At 70.8% G+C, this 17,310-nt stretch carries 14 protein-coding genes, 1 tRNA gene and 1 pseudogene; 5 read left to right on the forward strand and 11 right to left on the reverse strand.

The features are described 5' to 3' along the window. Positions 1-48: 48 nt before the first annotated feature. Positions 49-717, reverse strand: coding sequence for an ANTAR domain-containing response regulator (locus ACIQAC_RS00855; RefSeq protein ID WP_402185770.1), 669 nt, complete (start codon positions 715-717; stop codon positions 49-51). Between the two features lie 100 nt (positions 718-817). On the opposite strand from ACIQAC_RS00855, the gene ACIQAC_RS00860 reads away from it, so the two are divergent. Both ACIQAC_RS00860 and ACIQAC_RS00865 read left to right on the forward strand, forming a co-directional pair. Next, positions 818-900 (forward strand) — tRNA-Leu (locus ACIQAC_RS00860). Between the two features lie 88 nt (positions 901-988). Further along, the gene (locus ACIQAC_RS00865) at positions 989-1,777 is read left to right on the forward strand and encodes a helix-turn-helix domain-containing protein (protein ID WP_402185771.1); all 789 of its coding nucleotides are present in this window, start codon (positions 989-991) and stop codon (positions 1,775-1,777) included. A 40-nt stretch (positions 1,778-1,817) separates the two neighbouring features. On the opposite strand, the gene pyk is transcribed toward ACIQAC_RS00865, so the two are convergent. Both pyk and ACIQAC_RS00875 read right to left on the reverse strand, forming a co-directional pair. Next, positions 1,818-3,248, reverse strand: coding sequence for a pyruvate kinase (pyk, locus tag ACIQAC_RS00870; RefSeq protein WP_402185772.1), 1,431 nt, complete (start codon positions 3,246-3,248; stop codon positions 1,818-1,820). A 242-nt stretch (positions 3,249-3,490) separates the two neighbouring features. Beyond that, entirely contained in the window at positions 3,491-4,210 is a 720-nt protein-coding gene (locus ACIQAC_RS00875; protein ID WP_402185774.1) for an SIMPL domain-containing protein, read from the reverse strand. Positions 4,211-4,389: 179 nt separating this feature from the next. Here ACIQAC_RS00875 and ACIQAC_RS00880 point away from each other — a divergent pair, with 179 nt between their 5' ends. Then, positions 4,390-6,183 (forward strand): bifunctional metallophosphatase/5'-nucleotidase, encoded by a 1,794-nt coding sequence (locus ACIQAC_RS00880; protein ID WP_402185776.1) that lies wholly within the window; start codon positions 4,390-4,392, stop codon positions 6,181-6,183. A gap of 16 nt (positions 6,184-6,199) precedes the next feature. Here ACIQAC_RS00880 and ACIQAC_RS00885 read toward each other — a convergent pair whose 3' ends face one another. The 6 genes from ACIQAC_RS00885 to ACIQAC_RS00910 all read right to left on the reverse strand — a co-directional run bounded on the left by ACIQAC_RS00885 (position 6,200) and on the right by ACIQAC_RS00910 (position 13,520). Next, complete coding sequence (locus tag ACIQAC_RS00885; RefSeq protein WP_402185778.1) at positions 6,200-7,705, reverse strand: SidA/IucD/PvdA family monooxygenase; 1,506 nt, start codon at positions 7,703-7,705, stop codon at positions 6,200-6,202. After that, positions 7,702-9,114, reverse strand: coding sequence for a pyridoxal phosphate-dependent decarboxylase family protein (locus ACIQAC_RS00890; RefSeq protein ID WP_402185779.1), 1,413 nt, complete (start codon positions 9,112-9,114; stop codon positions 7,702-7,704). Before ACIQAC_RS00890 ends, ACIQAC_RS00885 begins: the two co-directional genes overlap by 4 nt. 168 nt (positions 9,115-9,282) lie before the next feature. Continuing rightward, positions 9,283-11,784, reverse strand: a complete 2,502-nt coding sequence (gene pepN / locus ACIQAC_RS00895) for an aminopeptidase N (RefSeq protein ID WP_402185780.1) — start codon at positions 11,782-11,784, stop codon at positions 9,283-9,285. 161 nt (positions 11,785-11,945) lie between these two features. Continuing rightward, positions 11,946-12,476 carry a two-component system response regulator gene (locus ACIQAC_RS00900; RefSeq protein WP_402185781.1) on the reverse strand — a complete coding sequence of 177 codons (531 nt, stop codon included), beginning with the start codon at positions 12,474-12,476 and terminating at the stop codon, positions 11,946-11,948. A gap of 147 nt (positions 12,477-12,623) precedes the next feature. Continuing rightward, positions 12,624-12,974 carry a chorismate mutase gene (locus tag ACIQAC_RS00905; protein WP_402185782.1) on the reverse strand — a complete coding sequence of 117 codons (351 nt, stop codon included), beginning with the start codon at positions 12,972-12,974 and terminating at the stop codon, positions 12,624-12,626. Positions 12,975-13,079: 105 nt separating this feature from the next. Then, a complete protein-coding gene (locus tag ACIQAC_RS00910; RefSeq protein WP_402185783.1) occupies positions 13,080-13,520 on the reverse strand; it encodes a GNAT family N-acetyltransferase in 441 nt (146 codons plus the stop codon). 124 nt (positions 13,521-13,644) lie between these two features. On the opposite strand from ACIQAC_RS00910, the gene ACIQAC_RS00915 reads away from it, so the two are divergent. Next, positions 13,645-14,559, forward strand: coding sequence for a hypothetical protein (locus tag ACIQAC_RS00915; RefSeq protein WP_402185784.1), 915 nt, complete (start codon positions 13,645-13,647; stop codon positions 14,557-14,559). A gap of 6 nt (positions 14,560-14,565) precedes the next feature. On the opposite strand, the gene ACIQAC_RS00920 is transcribed toward ACIQAC_RS00915, so the two are convergent. Both ACIQAC_RS00920 and ACIQAC_RS00925 read right to left on the reverse strand, forming a co-directional pair. Continuing rightward, entirely contained in the window at positions 14,566-15,477 is a 912-nt protein-coding gene (locus tag ACIQAC_RS00920; protein WP_402185785.1) for an SDR family oxidoreductase, read from the reverse strand. Further along, positions 15,474-16,307 (reverse strand): SDR family oxidoreductase, encoded by an 834-nt coding sequence (locus ACIQAC_RS00925; protein WP_402186918.1) that lies wholly within the window; start codon positions 16,305-16,307, stop codon positions 15,474-15,476. The genes ACIQAC_RS00920 and ACIQAC_RS00925 overlap by 4 nt, the downstream gene beginning before the upstream one ends. 149 nt (positions 16,308-16,456) lie before the next feature. Here ACIQAC_RS00925 and ACIQAC_RS00930 point away from each other — a divergent pair. Next, positions 16,457-17,188, forward strand: a pseudogene (locus tag ACIQAC_RS00930) (enoyl-CoA hydratase family protein); the annotation flags it as partial. Positions 17,189-17,310 lie beyond the last annotated feature (122 nt).

Raw genomic sequence — 17,310 nt, forward strand, 5'->3', positions numbered from 1 at the left:
CTTCCGAAGGGGGACGCGGGCCTCGTCAATGCCGGTCAGGACGGGACGTCAGCCCTTGTCCCCGCCCTTGGGCGCCTTCTTCTCCGCGGCGTCCTCGATCACGGCCTCCGCGACCTGCTGCATCGACATCCGACGGTCCATCGACGTCTTCTGGATCCAGCGGAACGCGGCCGGCTCGCTCAGCCCGTACTCGGTCTGGAGGATGGACTTCGCCCGGTCCACGAGCTTGCGGGTCTCCAGGCGCTGGCTGAGGTCGGCGACCTCGCGCTCCAGCTCCTTCAACTGCGTGTACCGCGAGACGGCCATCTCGATGGCCGGTACGACATCGCTCTTGCTGAAGGGCTTCACCAGATACGCCATCGCCCCGGCGTCCCGGGCCCGCTCCACGAGGTCGCGCTGCGAGAAGGCGGTGAGCATCAGGACCGGCGCGATGGACTCCTCGGTGATCTTCTCGGCGGCGGAGATGCCGTCGAGCCGGGGCATCTTCACGTCCAGGATCACCAGGTCCGGCTTGTGCTCGCGCGCCAGCTCCACGGCCTCCTCGCCGTCGCCGGCCTCACCGACGACCGTGTAGCCCTCCTCCTCCAGCATCTCTTTGAGATCGAGCCGGATCAGGGCCTCGTCCTCGGCGATGACGACACGGGTCGTCAGCGGAGGCACGTGCGACTTGTCGTCGTCGGGCACGTCTACGGGCTGGGGCGACTCGGGGGCGGTCACGGGGGCTCCTTGGTACGGGCCGGCAGGTGCTGCTGGATATGCAGCCTACCTAGAGGCGGGGAGCTGGAGTGACCCGGTATGCTTCCGAGCAGCCAGTCCTGCCGGGTTGGTGGAAGGGCATACACGGATGTCTCAAACACATCTGCCCGAAAGGGCTTGCGGGTTCGAATCCCGCACCCGGCACTGTTCGATCAGGAAGCGGATGTCCACGTTCTCGTGAACATCCGCTTTTTGCTGCGCACTGTCGTGATCACTCACCCAGAGTAGTCGTATGCATTTTCACGGCACTGAGGTTCGACAGCGGGCACTCACCCTCCTCCGCGACGGCGCAAAGAACGCCGACGTCGCCCGCGAGTTCAACGTTCCATCGGGAACGATCGCCTACTGGAAGCATCTGGACCGAGCGAAACGCAACGAGTGTCCAGGCAAGCACGACCCCAAATGCCCACGATGCGACGGCCGCGAGTTGGACGAGCCGGCGTACAGCTACCTACTGGGCCTGTATCTGGGTGACGGCCACATCAGCCACTACTCCGAGCACCGCGTGCCGAACCTGATGATCACGTGCGACGAATCCTGGCCCGGCCTGATGGACAAGTGTGAGCAAGCCATGCGCACGGTCTTCCCCGACAACGCCGTCTGCCGCGTCCGCAAGACAGGATGTCGCAACGTGAAGGTGTACTCGAAGCACCTGCACTGCCTCTTCCCCCAGCACGGCCCCGGCAGGAAGCACGAGCGCAGCATCGCCCTCGAGCCCTGGCAGTGGAAGATCGTCCGCACGCACCCCTGGGACTTCATCCGCGGCCTCATCCACTCCGACGGCTGCCGGGTCACGAACTGGACCACCCGTCTCGTGGCCGGTGAGCGAAAGCGCTACGAATATCCCAGGTACTTCTTCACCAACAAGTCGGACGACATCAGGCGCCTCTTCACCGACGCTCTCGACCTGGTCGGCGTCGAATGGACCACCCTCGCTCGCGGCAGCGACCCCTTCAACATCTCCATCGCCCGCAAAGCCTCCGTCGCCCTCATGGACGCCCACGTGGGACCCAAGTACTGAGCCGCGCCACCCGGGGCCCCCGGAGGGGCCCCCGCAAGGGCTACTTGTCGTCCTCGCCGATGTGGTGGATGCGGACCAGGTTGGTCTTGCCCGCGATGCCCGGCGGGGAGCCGGCCGTGATGACGACGATGTCGCCCGGCTCGCAGCGGCCGTAGCGGGTGAGGAGTTCGTCGACCTGGTCGACCATCGCGTCCGTGGAGTCGACGTGCGGGCCGAGGAAGGTCTCGACGCCCCAGGTCAGGCTCAGCTGGGAGCGGGTCGCCGGGTCGGGGGTGAAGGCGAGGAGCGGGATCGGCGAGCGGTAGCGGGAGAGGCGGCGGACCGTGTCGCCGGACTGGGTGAAGGCGACGAGGAACTTGGCGCCGAGGAAGTCGCCCATCTCCGCGGCCGCGCGGGCGACGGCGCCGCCCTGGGTGCGGGGCTTGTTGCGTTCCGTCAGCGGGGGCAGGCCCTTGGCGAGGATGTCCTCCTCGGCGGCCTCGACGATCTTCGCCATGGTGCGGACGGTCTCGACGGGGTACTTGCCGACGCTGGTCTCGCCGGACAGCATCACCGCGTCGGTGCCGTCGATGACCGCGTTGGCCACGTCGGACGCCTCCGCGCGGGTCGGGCGGGAGTTGTCGATCATCGAGTCCAGCATCTGCGTGGCGACGATGACCGGCTTGGCGTTGCGCTTGGCCAGTTTGATGGCGCGCTTCTGGACGATCGGCACCTGTTCGAGGGGCATCTCGACGCCGAGGTCGCCGCGGGCGACCATGATGCCGTCGAACGCGGCGACGATGTCGTCGATGGCCTCGACGGCCTGCGGCTTCTCGACCTTGGCGATGACCGGGAGGTGGTGGCCCTCCTCGGCCATGATCCGGTGGACCACGTCGATGTCGCGTCCGCTGCGGACGAAGGAGAGGGCGATGACGTCGAAGCCCATGCGCAGGGCCCAGCGCAGGTCGGCCTCGTCCTTGTCGGAGAGGGCGGGGACGGAGACGGCGACGCCGGGCAGGTTGAGGCCCTTGTGGTCGGAGACCATGCCGCCTTCGACGACGGTGGTGCGGACGCGGGGGCCGTCGACCTCGATCACCTCGAGGCTGACCTTGCCGTCGTCGACGAGGATGCGCTCGCCGGGGGTGACGTCGGCGGCGAGGCCCTTGTAGGTGGTGCCGCAGGTGTCGCGGTCGCCCTGGACGTCCTCTTCGACGGTGATGGTGAACGTGTCGCCGCGTTCAAGCAGTACGGGACCTTCGGTGAATCGGCCGAGGCGGATCTTCGGGCCTTGAAGGTCGGCGAGGAGGCCGACGCTGCGGCCGGACTCGTCGGCGGCCTTGCGAACGCGCTGGTAGCGCTCCTCGTGATCGGCGTAGGTGCCGTGGCTGAGGTTGAAGCGGGCGACGTCCATTCCGGCGTCGACCAGTGCCTTGATCTGGTCGTACGAGTCGGTGGCGGGGCCCAAAGTACAGACGATTTTTGCTCGGCGCATGTTTCGAGCGTATGCCTTACCGGCGGGTAGAGAATTGGCCGGGCATGACGACTCAACAACCGTTGGGTGAAGGGGTGTTGACAAGGCTTGAATTGTGCGCGGGGGCGCTCTGATGAGCATTTTTGGGTGGCTGCGCGCGACCGTGCGAATACGCCTCGGATATCACGTGGAAATGCCGCGAATTCCCCTTCGAATGGCAGGCGAGCACGCCTTTTCGGCGGCGGTTTCGGAGCCGTCCGCGGTCAGAGCGCCGGTGGGGTCATGGTGAAGCGGGCGTTGACGCTGGCGTAGACGTGCTGGCGCTGGGGTTCGAGGTCGAGGGGTGCGGCGGCGCTGTCCTCGGCGGCGCCTCCGTAGGCGACGCTGCGCATCCGGCCGGGGGTGGCGGAGTAGGGCTGCGGGGCGTCGGCGCCGATGTCGGCGAGTTCGACGAGGGCGGCGAGGGTGGTGCCGAGGGCGTCGGCGTACTCGCGGGCGCGCTGGACCGCTTCGTGGACCGCTTTGCGGCGGGCTTCGCGGTGGGCGGGCGAGTCGGGGCGCAGGGCCCACCAGGGGCCGTCGATGTGGGTGAGGTCGAGGTCGGCGAGGCGGGTGGTGAGTTCGCCGAGGGCGGTGAAGTCGGTGAGTTCGGCGGTGATGCGGACGGCGCCCTGGTAGGTGCGGATGCGTTCGCCGCGGCCGTGTTTGGTGAGTTCGGGGGTGATGGAGAAGGCGCCGGTCTCGACGCGCTCGACGGCGTCGCCGTAGGACTTCACGAGGTCGAGTGCGGTGGTGTTGCGGCGGGTGAGGTCGTCGAGGGCGGCGCGGCGGTCGCGGCCGCGGGCGCTGACGGTGATGCCGATGCGGGCGAACTCGGGGTCGACTTCGAGGTGGGCCTCGCCGCGGACGGCGATACGGGGGGCGTCGGGGGTGCCGTAGGGGACGGCGGCGGGCTGGGGTTCGTCGGCGGTGGGTGTGGTCATGTGTCCCACTCTGTCACTGGGGGCGTGGCTGGTGACGGGGTTTCAGCTCGGCCGGCCCACCGGTGGGGTCATCGGATCGCAACCTCGTGCCTCTGTTGCCGCTGGTCGTGTTCGGGTCAGAATCTACGCGCGTTACGCGTTGGGTGGCCGTGTCTGCCGTGACTTGAGGAGAGGACGTCATGCCGTTGAATCGCCGTAGGTTCCTGGAGAGGTCGGCCGCGACGGGGGCGGGGGTGGCGGTCGCCGGAGCGGTCGCGGCGCCCGCGGCGCACGCGGGAGGGAAGGGAAGGCCGGTGCGCTACTCGTTCACCGTGATGGGCACCACGGACCTGCACGGCAACATCTTCAACTGGGACTACTTCAAGGACGGCGAGTACGCCGACGCGCAGGGCAACGCGAAGGGGCTGGCGCGGATCGCGACGCTGGTGGCGCAGGTCCGCAAGGAGAAGGGCCGCCGCAACACGCTGCTGCTGGACGCGGGTGACACGATCCAGGGCACGCCGCTGACGTACTACTACGCAAAGGTCGATCCGATCACCGCCGAGGGTGGTCCGGTGCATCCGATGGCGCAGGCGATGAACGCGATCGGGTACGACGCGGTGGCACTCGGGAACCACGAGTTCAACTACGGCATCGAGACGCTGCGCAAGTTCGAGGAGCAGTGCGACTTCCCGCTGCTGGGCGCGAACGCGGTGGACGCGAAGACGCTCAGGCCGGCCTTCCCGCCGTACTTCATGAAGCGGTTCCCGGTGCCGGGCGGGCCGCCGGTGAAGGTGGCGGTGCTGGGGCTGACGAACCCGGGGATCGCGATCTGGGACAAGGCGCTGGTGCAGGGCAAGTTGGCGTTTCCGGGGCTGGAGGAGCAGGCGGCGAAGTGGGTGCCGAAGCTGCGGTCGATGGGTGCGGACGTGGTGGTGGTGTCGGCGCACTCGGGCTCGTCGGGCACGTCGTCGTACGGTGATCAGCTGCCGTATGTGGAGAACGCGGCGGCGAACGTGGCGCGGCTGGTGCCGGGCATCGACGCGATCCTGGTCGGGCACGCGCATGTGGAGATCCCGGAGCTGCTGGTCACGAACGAGGCCACGGGCAGGACAGTCGTGCTGTCCGAACCGCTGTGCTACGCGGAGCGGTTGACGTTGTTCGACTTCGAGCTGGTGCTGGAGCGTGGGCGCTGGCGGGTGGAGTCGGTGAAGGCGTCGCTGCGCAACTCGAACACGGTGGCGGACGATCCGCGGATCAGCCGGATGCTGGACGACGAGCACACGAAGGTCGTGGAGTACGTCAACCAGGTCGTCGGCAGTGCGACGCAGACGCTGACGACGGTCGACGCCCGTTACAAGGACGCGCCGATCATCGATCTGATCAACAAGGTGCAGGAGGACGTGGTCACAGCGGCGCTGGCCGGTACGGAGTACGCGGCGCTGCCGGTGCTTTCGCAGGCGTCGCCGTTCTCGCGGACGTCGCAGATCCCGGCGGGCGAGGTGACGATCCGGGATCTGTCGGGTCTGTACGTGTACGACAACACGCTGGTCGCGAAGGTGATGACGGGTGCGCAGGTGCGGGCGTACCTGGAGTACTCGGCGGAGTACTTCGTGCGGACGGCGCCGGACGCGGTGGTCGACGTGGAGAAGCTGACGAACGCGGGCAACCGTCCGGACTACAACTACGACTACGTGTCGGGGCTTTCGTACGACATCGACATCGCGCAGCCGGCGGGGTCGCGGATCAGGAACCTCGCCCGTGGGGGTGTGGCGCTGGACGATGCCGCGCGGTTCGTGTTCGCGGTGAACAACTACCGGGCGAATGGCGGCGGTGCCTTCCCGCATGTGGCGTCGGCGCAGGAGGTGTGGTCGGAGTCGACGGAGATCCGGACCCGGATCGCGGAGTGGGTGACCGCGAAGGGTGTGCTGGATCCTCAGGACTTCGCGTCGGTGGACTGGAGGCTGACGCGGGACGGCACGCCGGTGTTCTGATCCGCGCCGGCCGGCCTCAGATTCCGTCCGCGAGCGGGGTGAGTGTCCTCGGGGTGCGGGCGGCCGGGATCTGGGGCCGCTGTTCGAGTCCGAAGGTGGTGAAGGCGGTACGGCCGGGCAGGGTGTACGTCTCCTTGCCGGTGAGGGCGTTGAGGATGGTGGCGCTGCGCCAGGCGGCGAGGCCGAGGTCGGGGGCGCCGACGCCGTGGGTGTGGGTCTCGGCGTTCTGGACGTGGACGGCGCCGGTGACGGACGGGTCGAGGACGAGGCGGAAGTCCTTGTCGACGCGGGGGCGTTCGCGGCTGTCGCGGCGGATGTAGGGGTCGAGTCCGGCGAGGATGCGGTCCAGAGGGCGTTCGCGGTAGCCGGTGGCGAGGACGACGGCGTCGGTGGTGAGCCGGGAGCGGGTGTTCTGCTGGGTGTGTTCGAGGTGGAGTTCGACCTTGGTGGTGGCGAGCCGGCCGGCGGTGCGGACGTGGACGCCGGGGGTGAGGACGGCGTCGGGCCAGCCGCCGTGCAGGGTGCGGCGGTAAAGCTCGTCGTGGATGGCGGCGATGGTGTCGGCGTCGATGCCCTTGTGGAGCTGCCACTGCGAGCCGGTGAGGCGGTCGCGGACGGGTTCGGCGAGGGCGTGGAAGTAGCGCGTGTAGTCGGGTGTGAAGTGTTCGAGGCCGAGCTTGGAGTACTCCATGGGTGCGAAGGCCTCGCTGCGGCCGAGCCAGTGGAGTTGTTCGCGGCCGGCGGGGCGGTGGCGCAGGAGGTCGAGGAAGACCTCGGCGCCGGACTGGCCCGAGCCGATGACGGTGACGTGGCCGGCGGCGAGCAGGGCGTCGCGGTGGTCGTGGTAGTCGGCGGCGTGCAGGACGGGGACGCCGGGGGCGTCGACGAGGGGTTTGAGCGGGTCGGGGACGTGGGGTTCGGTGCCGATGCCGAGGACGATGTTGCGGGTGTAGGTGCGGCCGAGGGCTTCGGCTTCGCCGTCGGTGTCCAGCTGGGTGAAGTCGACTTCGAAGACGTCGCGTTCGGGGTTCCAGCGGACGGCGTCGACCTGGTGGCGGAAGTGGAGTCCGGGGAGGCTCTCGGAGACCCAGCGGCAGTAGGCGTCGTACTCGGCGCGCTGGATGTGGAAGCGCTCGGCGAAGTAGAAGGGGAAGAGCCGGTCGCGGGCCTTGAGGTAGTTGAGGAACGTCCAGGGGCTGGCGGGGTCGGCGAGGGTCACGAGGTCGGCGAGGAACGGCACCTGGATGGTGGCGCCGTCGATGAGCAGGCCGGGGTGCCAGTCGAACGCGGGGTGCTGTTCGTAGAAGACTGCGTCGAGTTCGGCGAGTGGCTGTGCGAGTGCGGCGAGGGAGAGGTTGAAGGGGCCGATTCCGATGCCGACGAGGTCGCGGGGGGTCTCGGGGTGGGGGCGGGGGTCCGGATCGGGGGCGGGTTCGGGGCCGGGGGCGGACTTGGGCGTGGGGGTGAGGGTGGGCTTCGGGGTGGGGGACGTCTGGGGCGTGTGGGGGGTGCCGGGGGTCATTCGGGGGTGCTTCCTTCCACCAGGTTCAGGAGGGCGGCCAGGTCTTGTGGCCGGGTGTGCGGGTTGAGGACGGTGGCCTTGAGCCAGAGGCGGCCGTCGAGCCGGGCGCGGCCGAGGACGGCGCGGCCTTCGGCGAGGAGCGTGCGGCGTATCTCGGCGACGGTGGCGTCCGTGGGGGCGGTGTGGTGGCCGGTGGGGGCTCCGGGGCCGGCGTTGCGGCCGGTGGGGGTGGCCGTGGGCCGGAAGAGGACCGTGCTGATGGTGGGCCGGTCGTGGAGTTCGAAGCCGGGGTGTTCCTCGACGAGCGTGGCGAACTGCTGTGCGAGGTCGCAGACGCGGTCGACCAGGGCGCCGAGGCCCGTACGGCCGAGGGTCCTGAAGGTGACGGCGATCTTGACGGCGTCGGGGCGGCGGCTGGTGCGCAGGGAGCGGCCGAGCAGGTCGGGCAGTCCGGCGGTGGTGTCGTCGGGGGCGTTGAGGTAGTCGGCGCGTTGGTGCAGGGCGGCGAGGTCGGTGGCGTCGCGGACGGTGAGGGCGCCGGCGGCAAGCGGCTGCCAGCCGAGTTTGTGCAGGTCGAGGGTGACGGTGTGGGCGGCGTCGAGTCCGGTGAGGCGCTCGCGGTGCCGGTCGCTGAAGAGGAGTCCGCCGCCGTACGCGGCGTCGATGTGCAGCCGGGCGCCGTGGGCGTGGCAGCGGGCGGCGATCTCGGGGAGTGGGTCGATGAGCCCGGCGTCGGTGGTGCCGGCGGTGGCGGCCACGAGGAGCGGGCCGGACAGGGCGCCGAGGGTGTCGTCGAGGGCGGTGGGGTCGAGGGTGCCGGCGGGTGCGGGTACGACGACGGGTTCGGGCAGGCCGAGCAGCCAGGCGGCGCGCGGCAGGGAGTGGTGCGCGTTGGCACCGTGCACGAGGCGCAGGCCGGGGCCGTGGGTCTCGCGGGCGAGGAGCAGGGCGAGCAGGTTGGACTCGGTGCCGCCGGTGGTGATCAGGGCGTCGGCGGCGTCGGTCTCGCGGGCGAGGGCTTGGCAGACCAGGGACTCCAGTTCGGAGGCGGCCGGGGCCTGGTCCCAGGAGTCGAGGGACGGGTTGAGGACGGCGACGGCGAGGTCGGCGGCGGTGGCGACGGCGAGCGGTGGGCAGTGCAGATGGGCGGCGCAGAGCGGGTCGGCGGGGTCGGCGGCGCCTTCGGCGAGCAGCCGGACGAGTGCGCGCAGGGCGTCCGGATCGCCGTCGTGCGGCAGTACGTCGTCCACGGCGTCGCGTACGCGTACGGCGACGGCGTCGGGTCCGCCGGCCGGGAGCGGGCCGCCGCGCGCGTGGCGGCCGGTGTGCAGGGCGTCGAGGACGGTGTCGAGCAACGGCCGCAGCGCGTCGGGGCCTTGGGGTCCTGAGGCCAGGGGCGGAGTGCTCATGGGTCCTCCGTGCGCGCAGCGGAGTTCCAGCTTGTACGGGGTGGGGGGCGGCGCGCCCGGAAAGTGCGGGGATCGGACCCGAAAGGGGGTATGGGCGGGGGCGTTGCCGTGGGCGGCAGTGCCTCGGCCCACGGCTTCGCCGTGGGTGCAGGTGCCCCCGCCGTCGGGTCAGTCCCGCGCGGTCGAGTGGGTCTCCCGTACCCGCAACGCGCGTGCCAGGTCGTCGAGTTGGTCCACGATCTTGCGCCGCAGGGCCGGGATGGGATCCGCGTCGCGCAGACAGGTCTCGCCGAGGCGCAGGGCGTCGGCGTCGACGGCGTAGTCGGGGAAGGCCCAGCGGCCGGCGGCTTCGCCGATGGCGGGGCCGCGGCGGGCGGCGAGGGCGACGGCGTCCTCGTAGAAGCGCGGGACGTACTCCCGTACGAGGTCGGCCTGTTCGGGCTGCCAGAAGCCGCGGGCGGTGGCGGTGAACAGGTAGTTGGAGAGGTCGTCGTGGACGAACATGGCCTCCCACGCGGTGCGCTTGGCCTCGGCGTCGGGCAGGGCGGCGCGGCAGCGGGCGGCGCCTTCCTGGCCGGTGGCGCTGGGGTCGCGTCGCAGTTCGGCGGTGATGACGCTCTCGTCGACGGCGCCGAGGACGGCGAGCCGGCCGAGGATGCGCCAGCGCAGTTCGGGGTCGAGTTCGGGGCCGCCGGGGACGATGCCGTCGGCGAGCCAGGCGCCGATGGTGTCGGGGCGGGTGGTGACGTCGATGAAGTGGCGTACGGCGATCAGGCGCAGGCCGGGGTGGGAGCCGTCCTCGGTGCGGCGGATGAGGTCGCGGCACAGGGCGCTGAGGGTGGCGAGTGCCTCGGGGCGGGCCTCGGGGGTGAGGTAGCGGTCGGCGATCTGGGTGGCGGCGAAGCCGAGGACGCCCTGGACGACGGCGAGGTCGGTCTCGCGCGGGAGGTGGGCGCGCGCGGTCTCCAGGTAGGTGGCGGGCGGGAGTTCGCCGTCGCGGACGGCGTCCCTGAGGGCGTTCCACACGACCGCGCGGGTGAGGGGTTCGGGCAGTCCGGAGAGGTGGGTGCGGATCGTCTCGAAGGACTCGGGGTCGAAGCGGACCTTGGTGTAGGTGAGGTCGCCGTCGTTGAGGAGGAGCAGTGCGGGGCGCTTGCCGACGGACTCGGGTGCGGTCTGCGGGATGTCGAGGTCGAGGCGGTCGCGCAGGACGAGCCGGCCGTCGTTGTCGGAGTGGTCCTGGTCGTAGAGGCCGACGGCGATGCGGTGGGGGCGGTCGCCGGCGTGGTCGACGGTGAGGGTGTAGGTGCCGTTGTCGCCGCGGGTGACGCGGGGGGTGAGGGTGTCGACGCCGGTGGTGCGCAGCCAGGCGTCGGCCCAGGCGTGGACGTCGCGTTCGGTGGCGGAGGCGAGGTTGTCGATGAAGTCGGCGAGGGTGGCGTTGGCGAACCGGTGGCGGGCGAAGTGGGTGTTGATGCCGGCGAGGAAGTCCTTCTCGCCGAGCCAGGCGACGAGTTGGCGCAGCGCGGAGGCGCCCTTGGCGTAGGAGATGCCGTCGAAGTTGAGCAGGGCGGCGGCGGTGTCGTCGACGGCTTCGGGGGCGACGGGGTGGGTGGAGGGGCGCTGGTCGGCGTCGTAGCCCCAGCCCTTGCGGACGACGGCGAAGTCGGTCCAGGTGTCGGTGAAGCGGGTGGCTTCGATGAGGGTCTGGTAGCCCATGTACTCGGCGAAGGACTCGTTGAGCCAGATGTCGTCCCACCACTTGAGGGTGACGAGGTCGCCGAACCACATGTGGGCCATTTCGTGGGCGATGACCATCGCGCGGGTCTGCCGCTCGGTGTCGGTGACGGCGGAGCGGTAGACGAACTCGTCGCGGAAGGTGACCAGGCCCGGGTTCTCCATGGCGCCGGCGTTGAACTCGGGGACGAAGGCCTGGTCGTAGGAGTCGAACGGGTAGGGCTCTTCGAACTTCTCGTGGTAGCGGTCGTAGCACTGCCGGGTGATCTCCAGCAGTTCGTCGGCGTCCGCGTCGAGGTGGGGAGCGAGGGACTGGCGGCAGTGGATGCCGAAGGGCAGTCCGCGGTGTTCGGCGCGTACGGAGTGCCAGGGGCCGGCGGCGACGGCGACGAGGTAGGTGGAGATGGGCTGGGTGGGGGCGGCCTGCCAGCGGCCTTCGCCGTGGTGTTCGGTGATGCTGTTGGCGAGGACGGTCCAGCCGTGCGGGGCGGTCACCGTCAGTTCGAACACGGCCTTGAGGTCGGGCTGGTCGAAGGCGGTGAAGACGCGCTGGACGTCGTCCATGAACAGCTGGGTGTAGACGTAGGTCTCGCCGTCGCTGGGGTCGGTGAAGCGGTGCATGCCCTCGCCGGTGCGGGAGTAGCGCATGGCGGCGTCGACGCGTAGTTCGTGCTCGCCGGCGGTGAGGTGCAGCGGGAGCCGGTTGTCGTCGAGGGCGGCCGGGTCGAGGGGCTGTCCGTCCAGCGTGACCGAGCGCAGTTCGGCGGGCCTGACCTCGACGAAGGTGTCCGCGTCGGCGCGGGCGGTGAACCGGATCACGGTACGGGAGTCGAAGGTCTCGTCCCCGGTGGTCAGATCGAGGTCGATCACGTACCGCTGGATGTCGAGGAGCTTGCCACGGGTCTGCGCTTCGTCGCGCGTGAGAACGGACATGCAGGCCATGCTGCCTGATGGCTCTGACAACGCACAGGGGCGGCCCGCTTCGTGCTCGGTTCGCACCGCCATGTCCGGTATGCGACTGCTATGCCAGTCTTGTCCGAGTCGTATCCGAGTCATGTTCGGGTCGTGTTCGGGTCATGTCCGGCCGGCCGGGGTCATGTCCGCTCCTGTGTGGAGGCGGATGCGGCCCTCGGGCCGTCGCGCTGTACGGGTACGCGCGTGGGCAGGGAGCCGTCGGGGAGCGTGGTGTCCTTCGCGAGCTGGGCGCGCAGTTCGTCCACTTCGCGCGCGAGTGCCTGGTGGCGCTGGTGCGCGTCGTACAGGAAGCGGACCTTGGTGCGCAGCGCCCAGGGGTCTATGGGTTTGATGAGCAGGTCGGCGACGCCGAGTTCGAAGGCGGCGGCGGTCAGTTCCTGGTCGGGGCCGAAGCCGGTGAGCAGGACGACGGGGATGTGCTGGGTCTGTTCCAGGCGGCGCAGGTAGCGGACCACGTCCAGGCCGCTGACGCCGGGCATGCGTACGTCGAGGAGCAGGAGGCCGACCCCGCCGCGCAGGACGTGCTTGAGGGCCTCGTCCCCGCTGGTGGCGCGGGCCAGGAGGTAGCCGAGCGGGGCGAGTGCGCTCTCCAGGGCGTACAGCGTGTCCTCGTGGTCGTCGACGATGAGGATCCTGGCGTCCGACGGCATGGCCGGCCCTCCCTCCCACGTGGGTCACCAGCCTAAGTCCCCGTCGCCTACGGGGAGTGCCCGTCGGCTGACGAGGAGTGCCCGTGAGTGTCCGGTGAAGGGCGCTCCCGCGCGGGAGGTGCCGTGCGCGGCTCGCGTCCCGCGAGGTCAGCGCGGCGTGGCGGCCCTGTTGCCGACGGTGTCCTCGGCGATCCGCTCGTGGTGGCGGATCACCTCGCCGATGATGAAATTGAGGAACTTCTCAGCGAACGCCGGATCCAGTTTGGCGCTTTCGGCGAGTCCGCGCAGCCGGGCGATCTGCCGGGACTCGCGGTCCGGGTCGGCGGGCGGCAGCTGGTGCAGGGCCTTGAGGTGGCCCACCTGCTGGGTGCACTTGAAGCGTTCGGCGAGCATGTGGACGACGGCCGCGTCGATGTTGTCGATGCTGTCGCGCAGCCGGTCGAGCTCCTCGCGGACGGCGGGCTCGACGTCTCCGGTACCGGTGTTGCTGGTGGTCATGGGCGAACACCCTACGTGGCCGGGGCGGGTTCACGCCGTGCTGGAGGTGGTCCGTCCCAGGGGGCGGACAGCGGGCGCGGGCGTCCCGGGTCCGACGGTGCCGTCTCAGGCTCCGAGGGTCTTGTGGAGGTAGACGTCCTCGTGGCCGCCGGGGACCCCGCCGAGCCGACCTGCCTCGCGGTAACCGAGGCCCTTGTAGAAGCCGGGGGCCTGGAAGGTGTACGAGGAGACGGTCATGTCCGTGCAGCCGCGCCGTACGGCCTCCTCCTCGGCCGCCCGCATCAGGCGGCTGCCCCAGCCGGCGTGCCGCTGGTCCTCGCGCACCCACAGCAGGTGCACGGAGCACAGGCCGCCCCAGACGGACCCGGTGAGGCCGCCGACCAGCTCACCCGCCGGGTCGGTGACGGTGACGGAGATGTCCTCGGGCTCGGGGAGACCGACGGCGGTGGTGTTGAACACGGTCAGCTCGGCGTCGAGCCGCTTCTCGAGGGCGTCGTCCGCGCCGCCGACACGCAGGACGGGGCCGGTGGGAGATTCGGTGGTCACCGCCCGACGGTAGCCCGAGGTCAGCGGGCACGGCACCCGCTTTTCGCCCCGCCCGGCGCTCGCCCCGGGCGGGAGTGCTCGTAGAGTGGAATCGGGTGGTTCACGGCGTCATGGGGGTATGGGCGTGGCGAACGACGGACCGGTCGAGCACGGCTTTCCGCACCTGGAGACGGTGCGGGCCGCGATCACAGCGCTGTACAGGAGGCTGTCGTACGACACGATCCAGACGTTCTCGCAGAGTGTGGCCCCGGCGGACGTGGCGTTCGCCGACACGGACGATCTGCATCTCGGGGCGCAGCGGGTGGCGCGTGAGTTCGTGCGGCACTACCGGCTGCCCGACGCGCGGCTGATCGTCGCCTTCCGCGCGATGCGGCACGCGGCGAACGTCGAACTCACCGCGGGGCCGGAGTACTTCGTCGAGCTGAACGACCGGTTCCGCACCCACCGGCGGGACATCGGGGCGGCGCTGGCGCACGAGACGATGCATGTCTATCTGCACCGCCTGGGGCTGTCGTTCCCCGGCACGCGGGACAACGAGATCCTGACGGACACCGCGGCGGCCTATCTGGGCGCGGGCTGGCTACTGCTGGACGCGTACCGGGAGGACGCGGCGTCGTCGCAGAAGCTCGGTTATCTCACTCCTGAGGAGTTCGGTTACGTCCTGGCCAAGCGGGCGCTGGTGTTCGGTGAGGACCCGTCGGTCTGGTTCACCAGTCCGCAGGCGTACACGGCGTATGTGAAGGGCATGGCGCGGGCCCGCCGGGACGAGCAGCAGCCTCCGCTGACGGCGGCGGGGTGGGCGGGGCGGCGCCGGTACGCGCGCGACAGGCGCCACGCCCAGGACCACGCCGGGGACCGTGCCCGGGGCCACGTCCTGGCCGCCGCTCCCGGGGCGGTGTACACCTTCTCGGCGGACGAGGAGCCGCTGCGGGTGTCGTTCCCCTGCCCGACCTGCAACCAGCGGATCAGGGTGCCGGTGCGGGGGCGGGTACGCGCGCGGTGTGCGTTGTGCAGGACTGTGCTGGAGTGCGATACATAGGCGACCTCATGCCCCGTAGACGGCGCCCGGTGGCTCCGCGCGGGTGAGGAGTTCGCGGGCCGTCTTGCCCGCCTCGGCCGGGGTCCAGCGGGTGCCCTTGTCCGCGGTGGGGCCCGCGCGCCAGCCCTCCATGACGGTGATCCGGCCGCCCTCCGCCTCGAAGACGCGTCCGGTGACGCCGTCGCTCGCGGCGGAGCCCAGCCAGACGACGAGCGGGGAGACGTTCTCCGGGGCCATGGCGTCGAACCCGTCCTCGGGTGCGGCCATGGTCTTGGCGAAGGCGCGTTCCGTCATACGGGTCCGCGCGGCGGGCGCGATGGCGTTGACCTGGACGCCGTAGCGGGCCAGTTCCGCCGCCGCGACGAGGGTCAGCCCGATGATCGCGGCCTTGGCGGAGCTGTAGTTGCCCTGTCCGACGGAGCCGAGGAGACCGGCGCCGCTGCTGGTGTTGACGATCCGCGCGGTGGGCGTACGGCCCGCCTTGGCCTCCGCGCGCCAGTGTGCCGCGGCGTGTCGCAGTGGCAGGAAATGGCCCTTGAGGTGGACGTGGACCACGGCGTCCCAGTCGTCCTCGTCGAGGTTGACGAGCATCCGGTCGCGCAGGAACCCGGCGTTGTTGACCAGCGTGTCGAGCCTGCCGTAGGTGTCCAGGGCGGTGTGTACGAGTGAGGCGGCGCCGACGGTGGTGGCGATGTCGCCGGCGTGCGCGACGGCCTCGCCGCCCGCCGCGCGGATCTCCTCCACGACGCGGCCCGCCGGCGTGTCGGGGGCGGTCTGCGGGGTGCCGTCGAGCTGGACGCCGAGGTCGTTGACCACGAGGCGCGCGCCCTCGGCGGCGAACGCGAGGGCGTGGGCACGGCCCAGGCCGCGGCCCGCGCCGGTGACGACGACGACCCGTCCGTCGCAGATTCCGGTCATGTCGGGTCTCCTTGAATGGACGTGTCTGCGGGGGCAGGGGTGCTGTCCGGGGCGGGCCGGGAGCCGGCTGCCGCGCGGTCCTTGTTGGCGGTCGCCGCGTCGAGGAAGGCGGGCCGTTCGCCGCCGCCGTGGACGAGGAGGCTCGCCCCGCTGATGTAGGCGGCGGCGTCGGAGGCGAGGAAGACCGCGGCGGCGCCGACGTCGGCGGGTTCGGCGAGGCGGCCGAGCGGGACGGTGGCGGCGACGGCGTCGATGCCGTCCCGGCCGCCGTAGTGCAGGTGGGCCTGTTCGGTGCGGACCATACCGACGACGAGGGTGTTGACGCGGACGTCGGGTGCCCACTCGACGGCCATCGAACGGGCGAGGCTCTCCAGGCCCGCCTTGGCCGCCCCGTACGCCGCCGTCCCCGGCGACGGCCGGCCGCCGCTGACGCTGCCGATCATCACGACCGAGCCCCTCGTCCGCCGGAGATGTTCGTACGCGGCGAGCGAGGCCGTCAGCGGGGCGATCAGGTTCAGCTCGACGACCCGGACGTGCCGGGCGGCGTCCGCGTCGGCGAGGCGCCGGTAGGGGGCGCCGCCCGCGTTGTTGACGAGCACGTCGAGGCGGGGCAGCGCGGCGAAGAAGTCCCGCACGGCGTGGGGGTCGCGCAGGTCGAGCGGTACGAACTCGGTTCCGGCGACGGGCACTTCGGGTGGCCGGCGGGCACAGGTGACGACTCGTGCGCCGGTGTCGGCGAAGGCCTTCGCGATGCCGGCGCCGACACCGCGGGTGCCGCCGGTGACGACGACGAGCCGGTCCGGGACGACGAGCCGGTGCGATTCCCGCACAGCGTCGGACGCCGGGTTTTCCACAAGGTCGGACACGGGGTTTTCCACAGGCCCTCCCGCCTCGATCCGCCTGCTGCTAGCTTCGAAGCCTGACACCTAACAAATGTTTGGTGGAAAGGCAGTCGAGTGCGAAGGTAGCTGATGCGTCCATGGGTGTCTCCACCTCGTCCGCGGAAAAGGGGATTTCCGTCGTGACGGTCGACTTCCCACCGGTCAACGCGGTTCCGGTGGACGGCTGGTTCGCGCTGGCCGACGCGGTGCGCGGGGCCGGCCGTGACGGCGAGGTGCGCTGCGTGGTGCTGGCGGCGGAGGGCCGCGGGTTCAACGCGGGTGTGAACATCAAGGAGATACAGACAAGGGGTCAGACCGCGCTGGTCGGCGCCAACCGGGGCTGTCTCGCGGCCTTCTCGGCGGTGTACGAGTGCGAGGTGCCCGTGGTGGCGGCCGTGCAGGGCCACTGCCTGGGCGGCGGCATCGGCCTGGTGGGCAACGCGGACGTGATCGTGGCGAGCGAGGACGCCACCTTCGGACTGCCCGAGCTGGACCGCGGGGCGCTGGGCGCCGCCACGCATCTGGCCCGGCTGGTCCCACAGCACCTGATGCGCGCGCTGTACTACACGTCCCGCACGGCGACCGCGGCCGAGCTGCACACGCACGGTTCGGTGTGGCGCGTGGTGCCGCGCGCCGGACTGCGCGCGGCGGCACTGGAGTTGGCCCGCGAGATCGCCGCCAAGGACGGCGAGCTGATCCGGCTGGCCAAGGCCGCGATCAACGGCATCGACCCGGTCGACGTGCGGCGCAGTTACCGCTTCGAGCAGGGCTTCACCTTCGAGGCGAGTGTGAGCGGAGTGGCGGACCGGGTCCGCGACAGCTTCGGACAACGGACGGCCGGACAGCGGACGGCCGGACAACCGACGGCCGGACAACCGGAGATCGGACAGCCGACGGTCGGACAGGCGACGGACGGACGGGCGACGGACGGACGGGCGACGGACGGAGGGGG

The organism is Streptomyces sp. NPDC088387, from assembly GCF_044753385.1.
Lineage (GTDB): Bacteria > Actinomycetota > Actinomycetes > Streptomycetales > Streptomycetaceae > Streptomyces.

Bases quoted from the DNA above. Each gene is read 5' to 3' on its own strand.
- pepN (WP_402185780.1), bottom strand. From the start codon at position 11,784: ATGTCCGTTCTCACGCGCGACGAAGCGCAGACCCGTGGCAAGCTCCTC.
- ACIQAC_RS00885 (WP_402185778.1), bottom strand. From the start codon at position 7,705: ATGACCCCCGGCACCCCCCACACGCCCCAGACGTCCCCCACCCCGAAG.
- ACIQAC_RS00920 (WP_402185785.1), bottom strand. From the start codon at position 15,477: ATGACCGGAATCTGCGACGGACGGGTCGTCGTCGTCACCGGCGCGGGC.
- ACIQAC_RS00905 (WP_402185782.1), bottom strand. From the start codon at position 12,974: ATGACCACCAGCAACACCGGTACCGGAGACGTCGAGCCCGCCGTCCGC.
- pyk (WP_402185772.1), bottom strand. From the start codon at position 3,248: ATGCGCCGAGCAAAAATCGTCTGTACTTTGGGCCCCGCCACCGACTCG.
- ACIQAC_RS00865 (WP_402185771.1), top strand. From the start codon at position 989: ATGCATTTTCACGGCACTGAGGTTCGACAGCGGGCACTCACCCTCCTC.
- ACIQAC_RS00900 (WP_402185781.1), bottom strand. From the start codon at position 12,476: ATGCCGTCGGACGCCAGGATCCTCATCGTCGACGACCACGAGGACACG.
- ACIQAC_RS00890 (WP_402185779.1), bottom strand. From the start codon at position 9,114: ATGAGCACTCCGCCCCTGGCCTCAGGACCCCAAGGCCCCGACGCGCTG.
- ACIQAC_RS00875 (WP_402185774.1), bottom strand. From the start codon at position 4,210: ATGACCACACCCACCGCCGACGAACCCCAGCCCGCCGCCGTCCCCTAC.
- ACIQAC_RS00880 (WP_402185776.1), top strand. From the start codon at position 4,390: ATGCCGTTGAATCGCCGTAGGTTCCTGGAGAGGTCGGCCGCGACGGGG.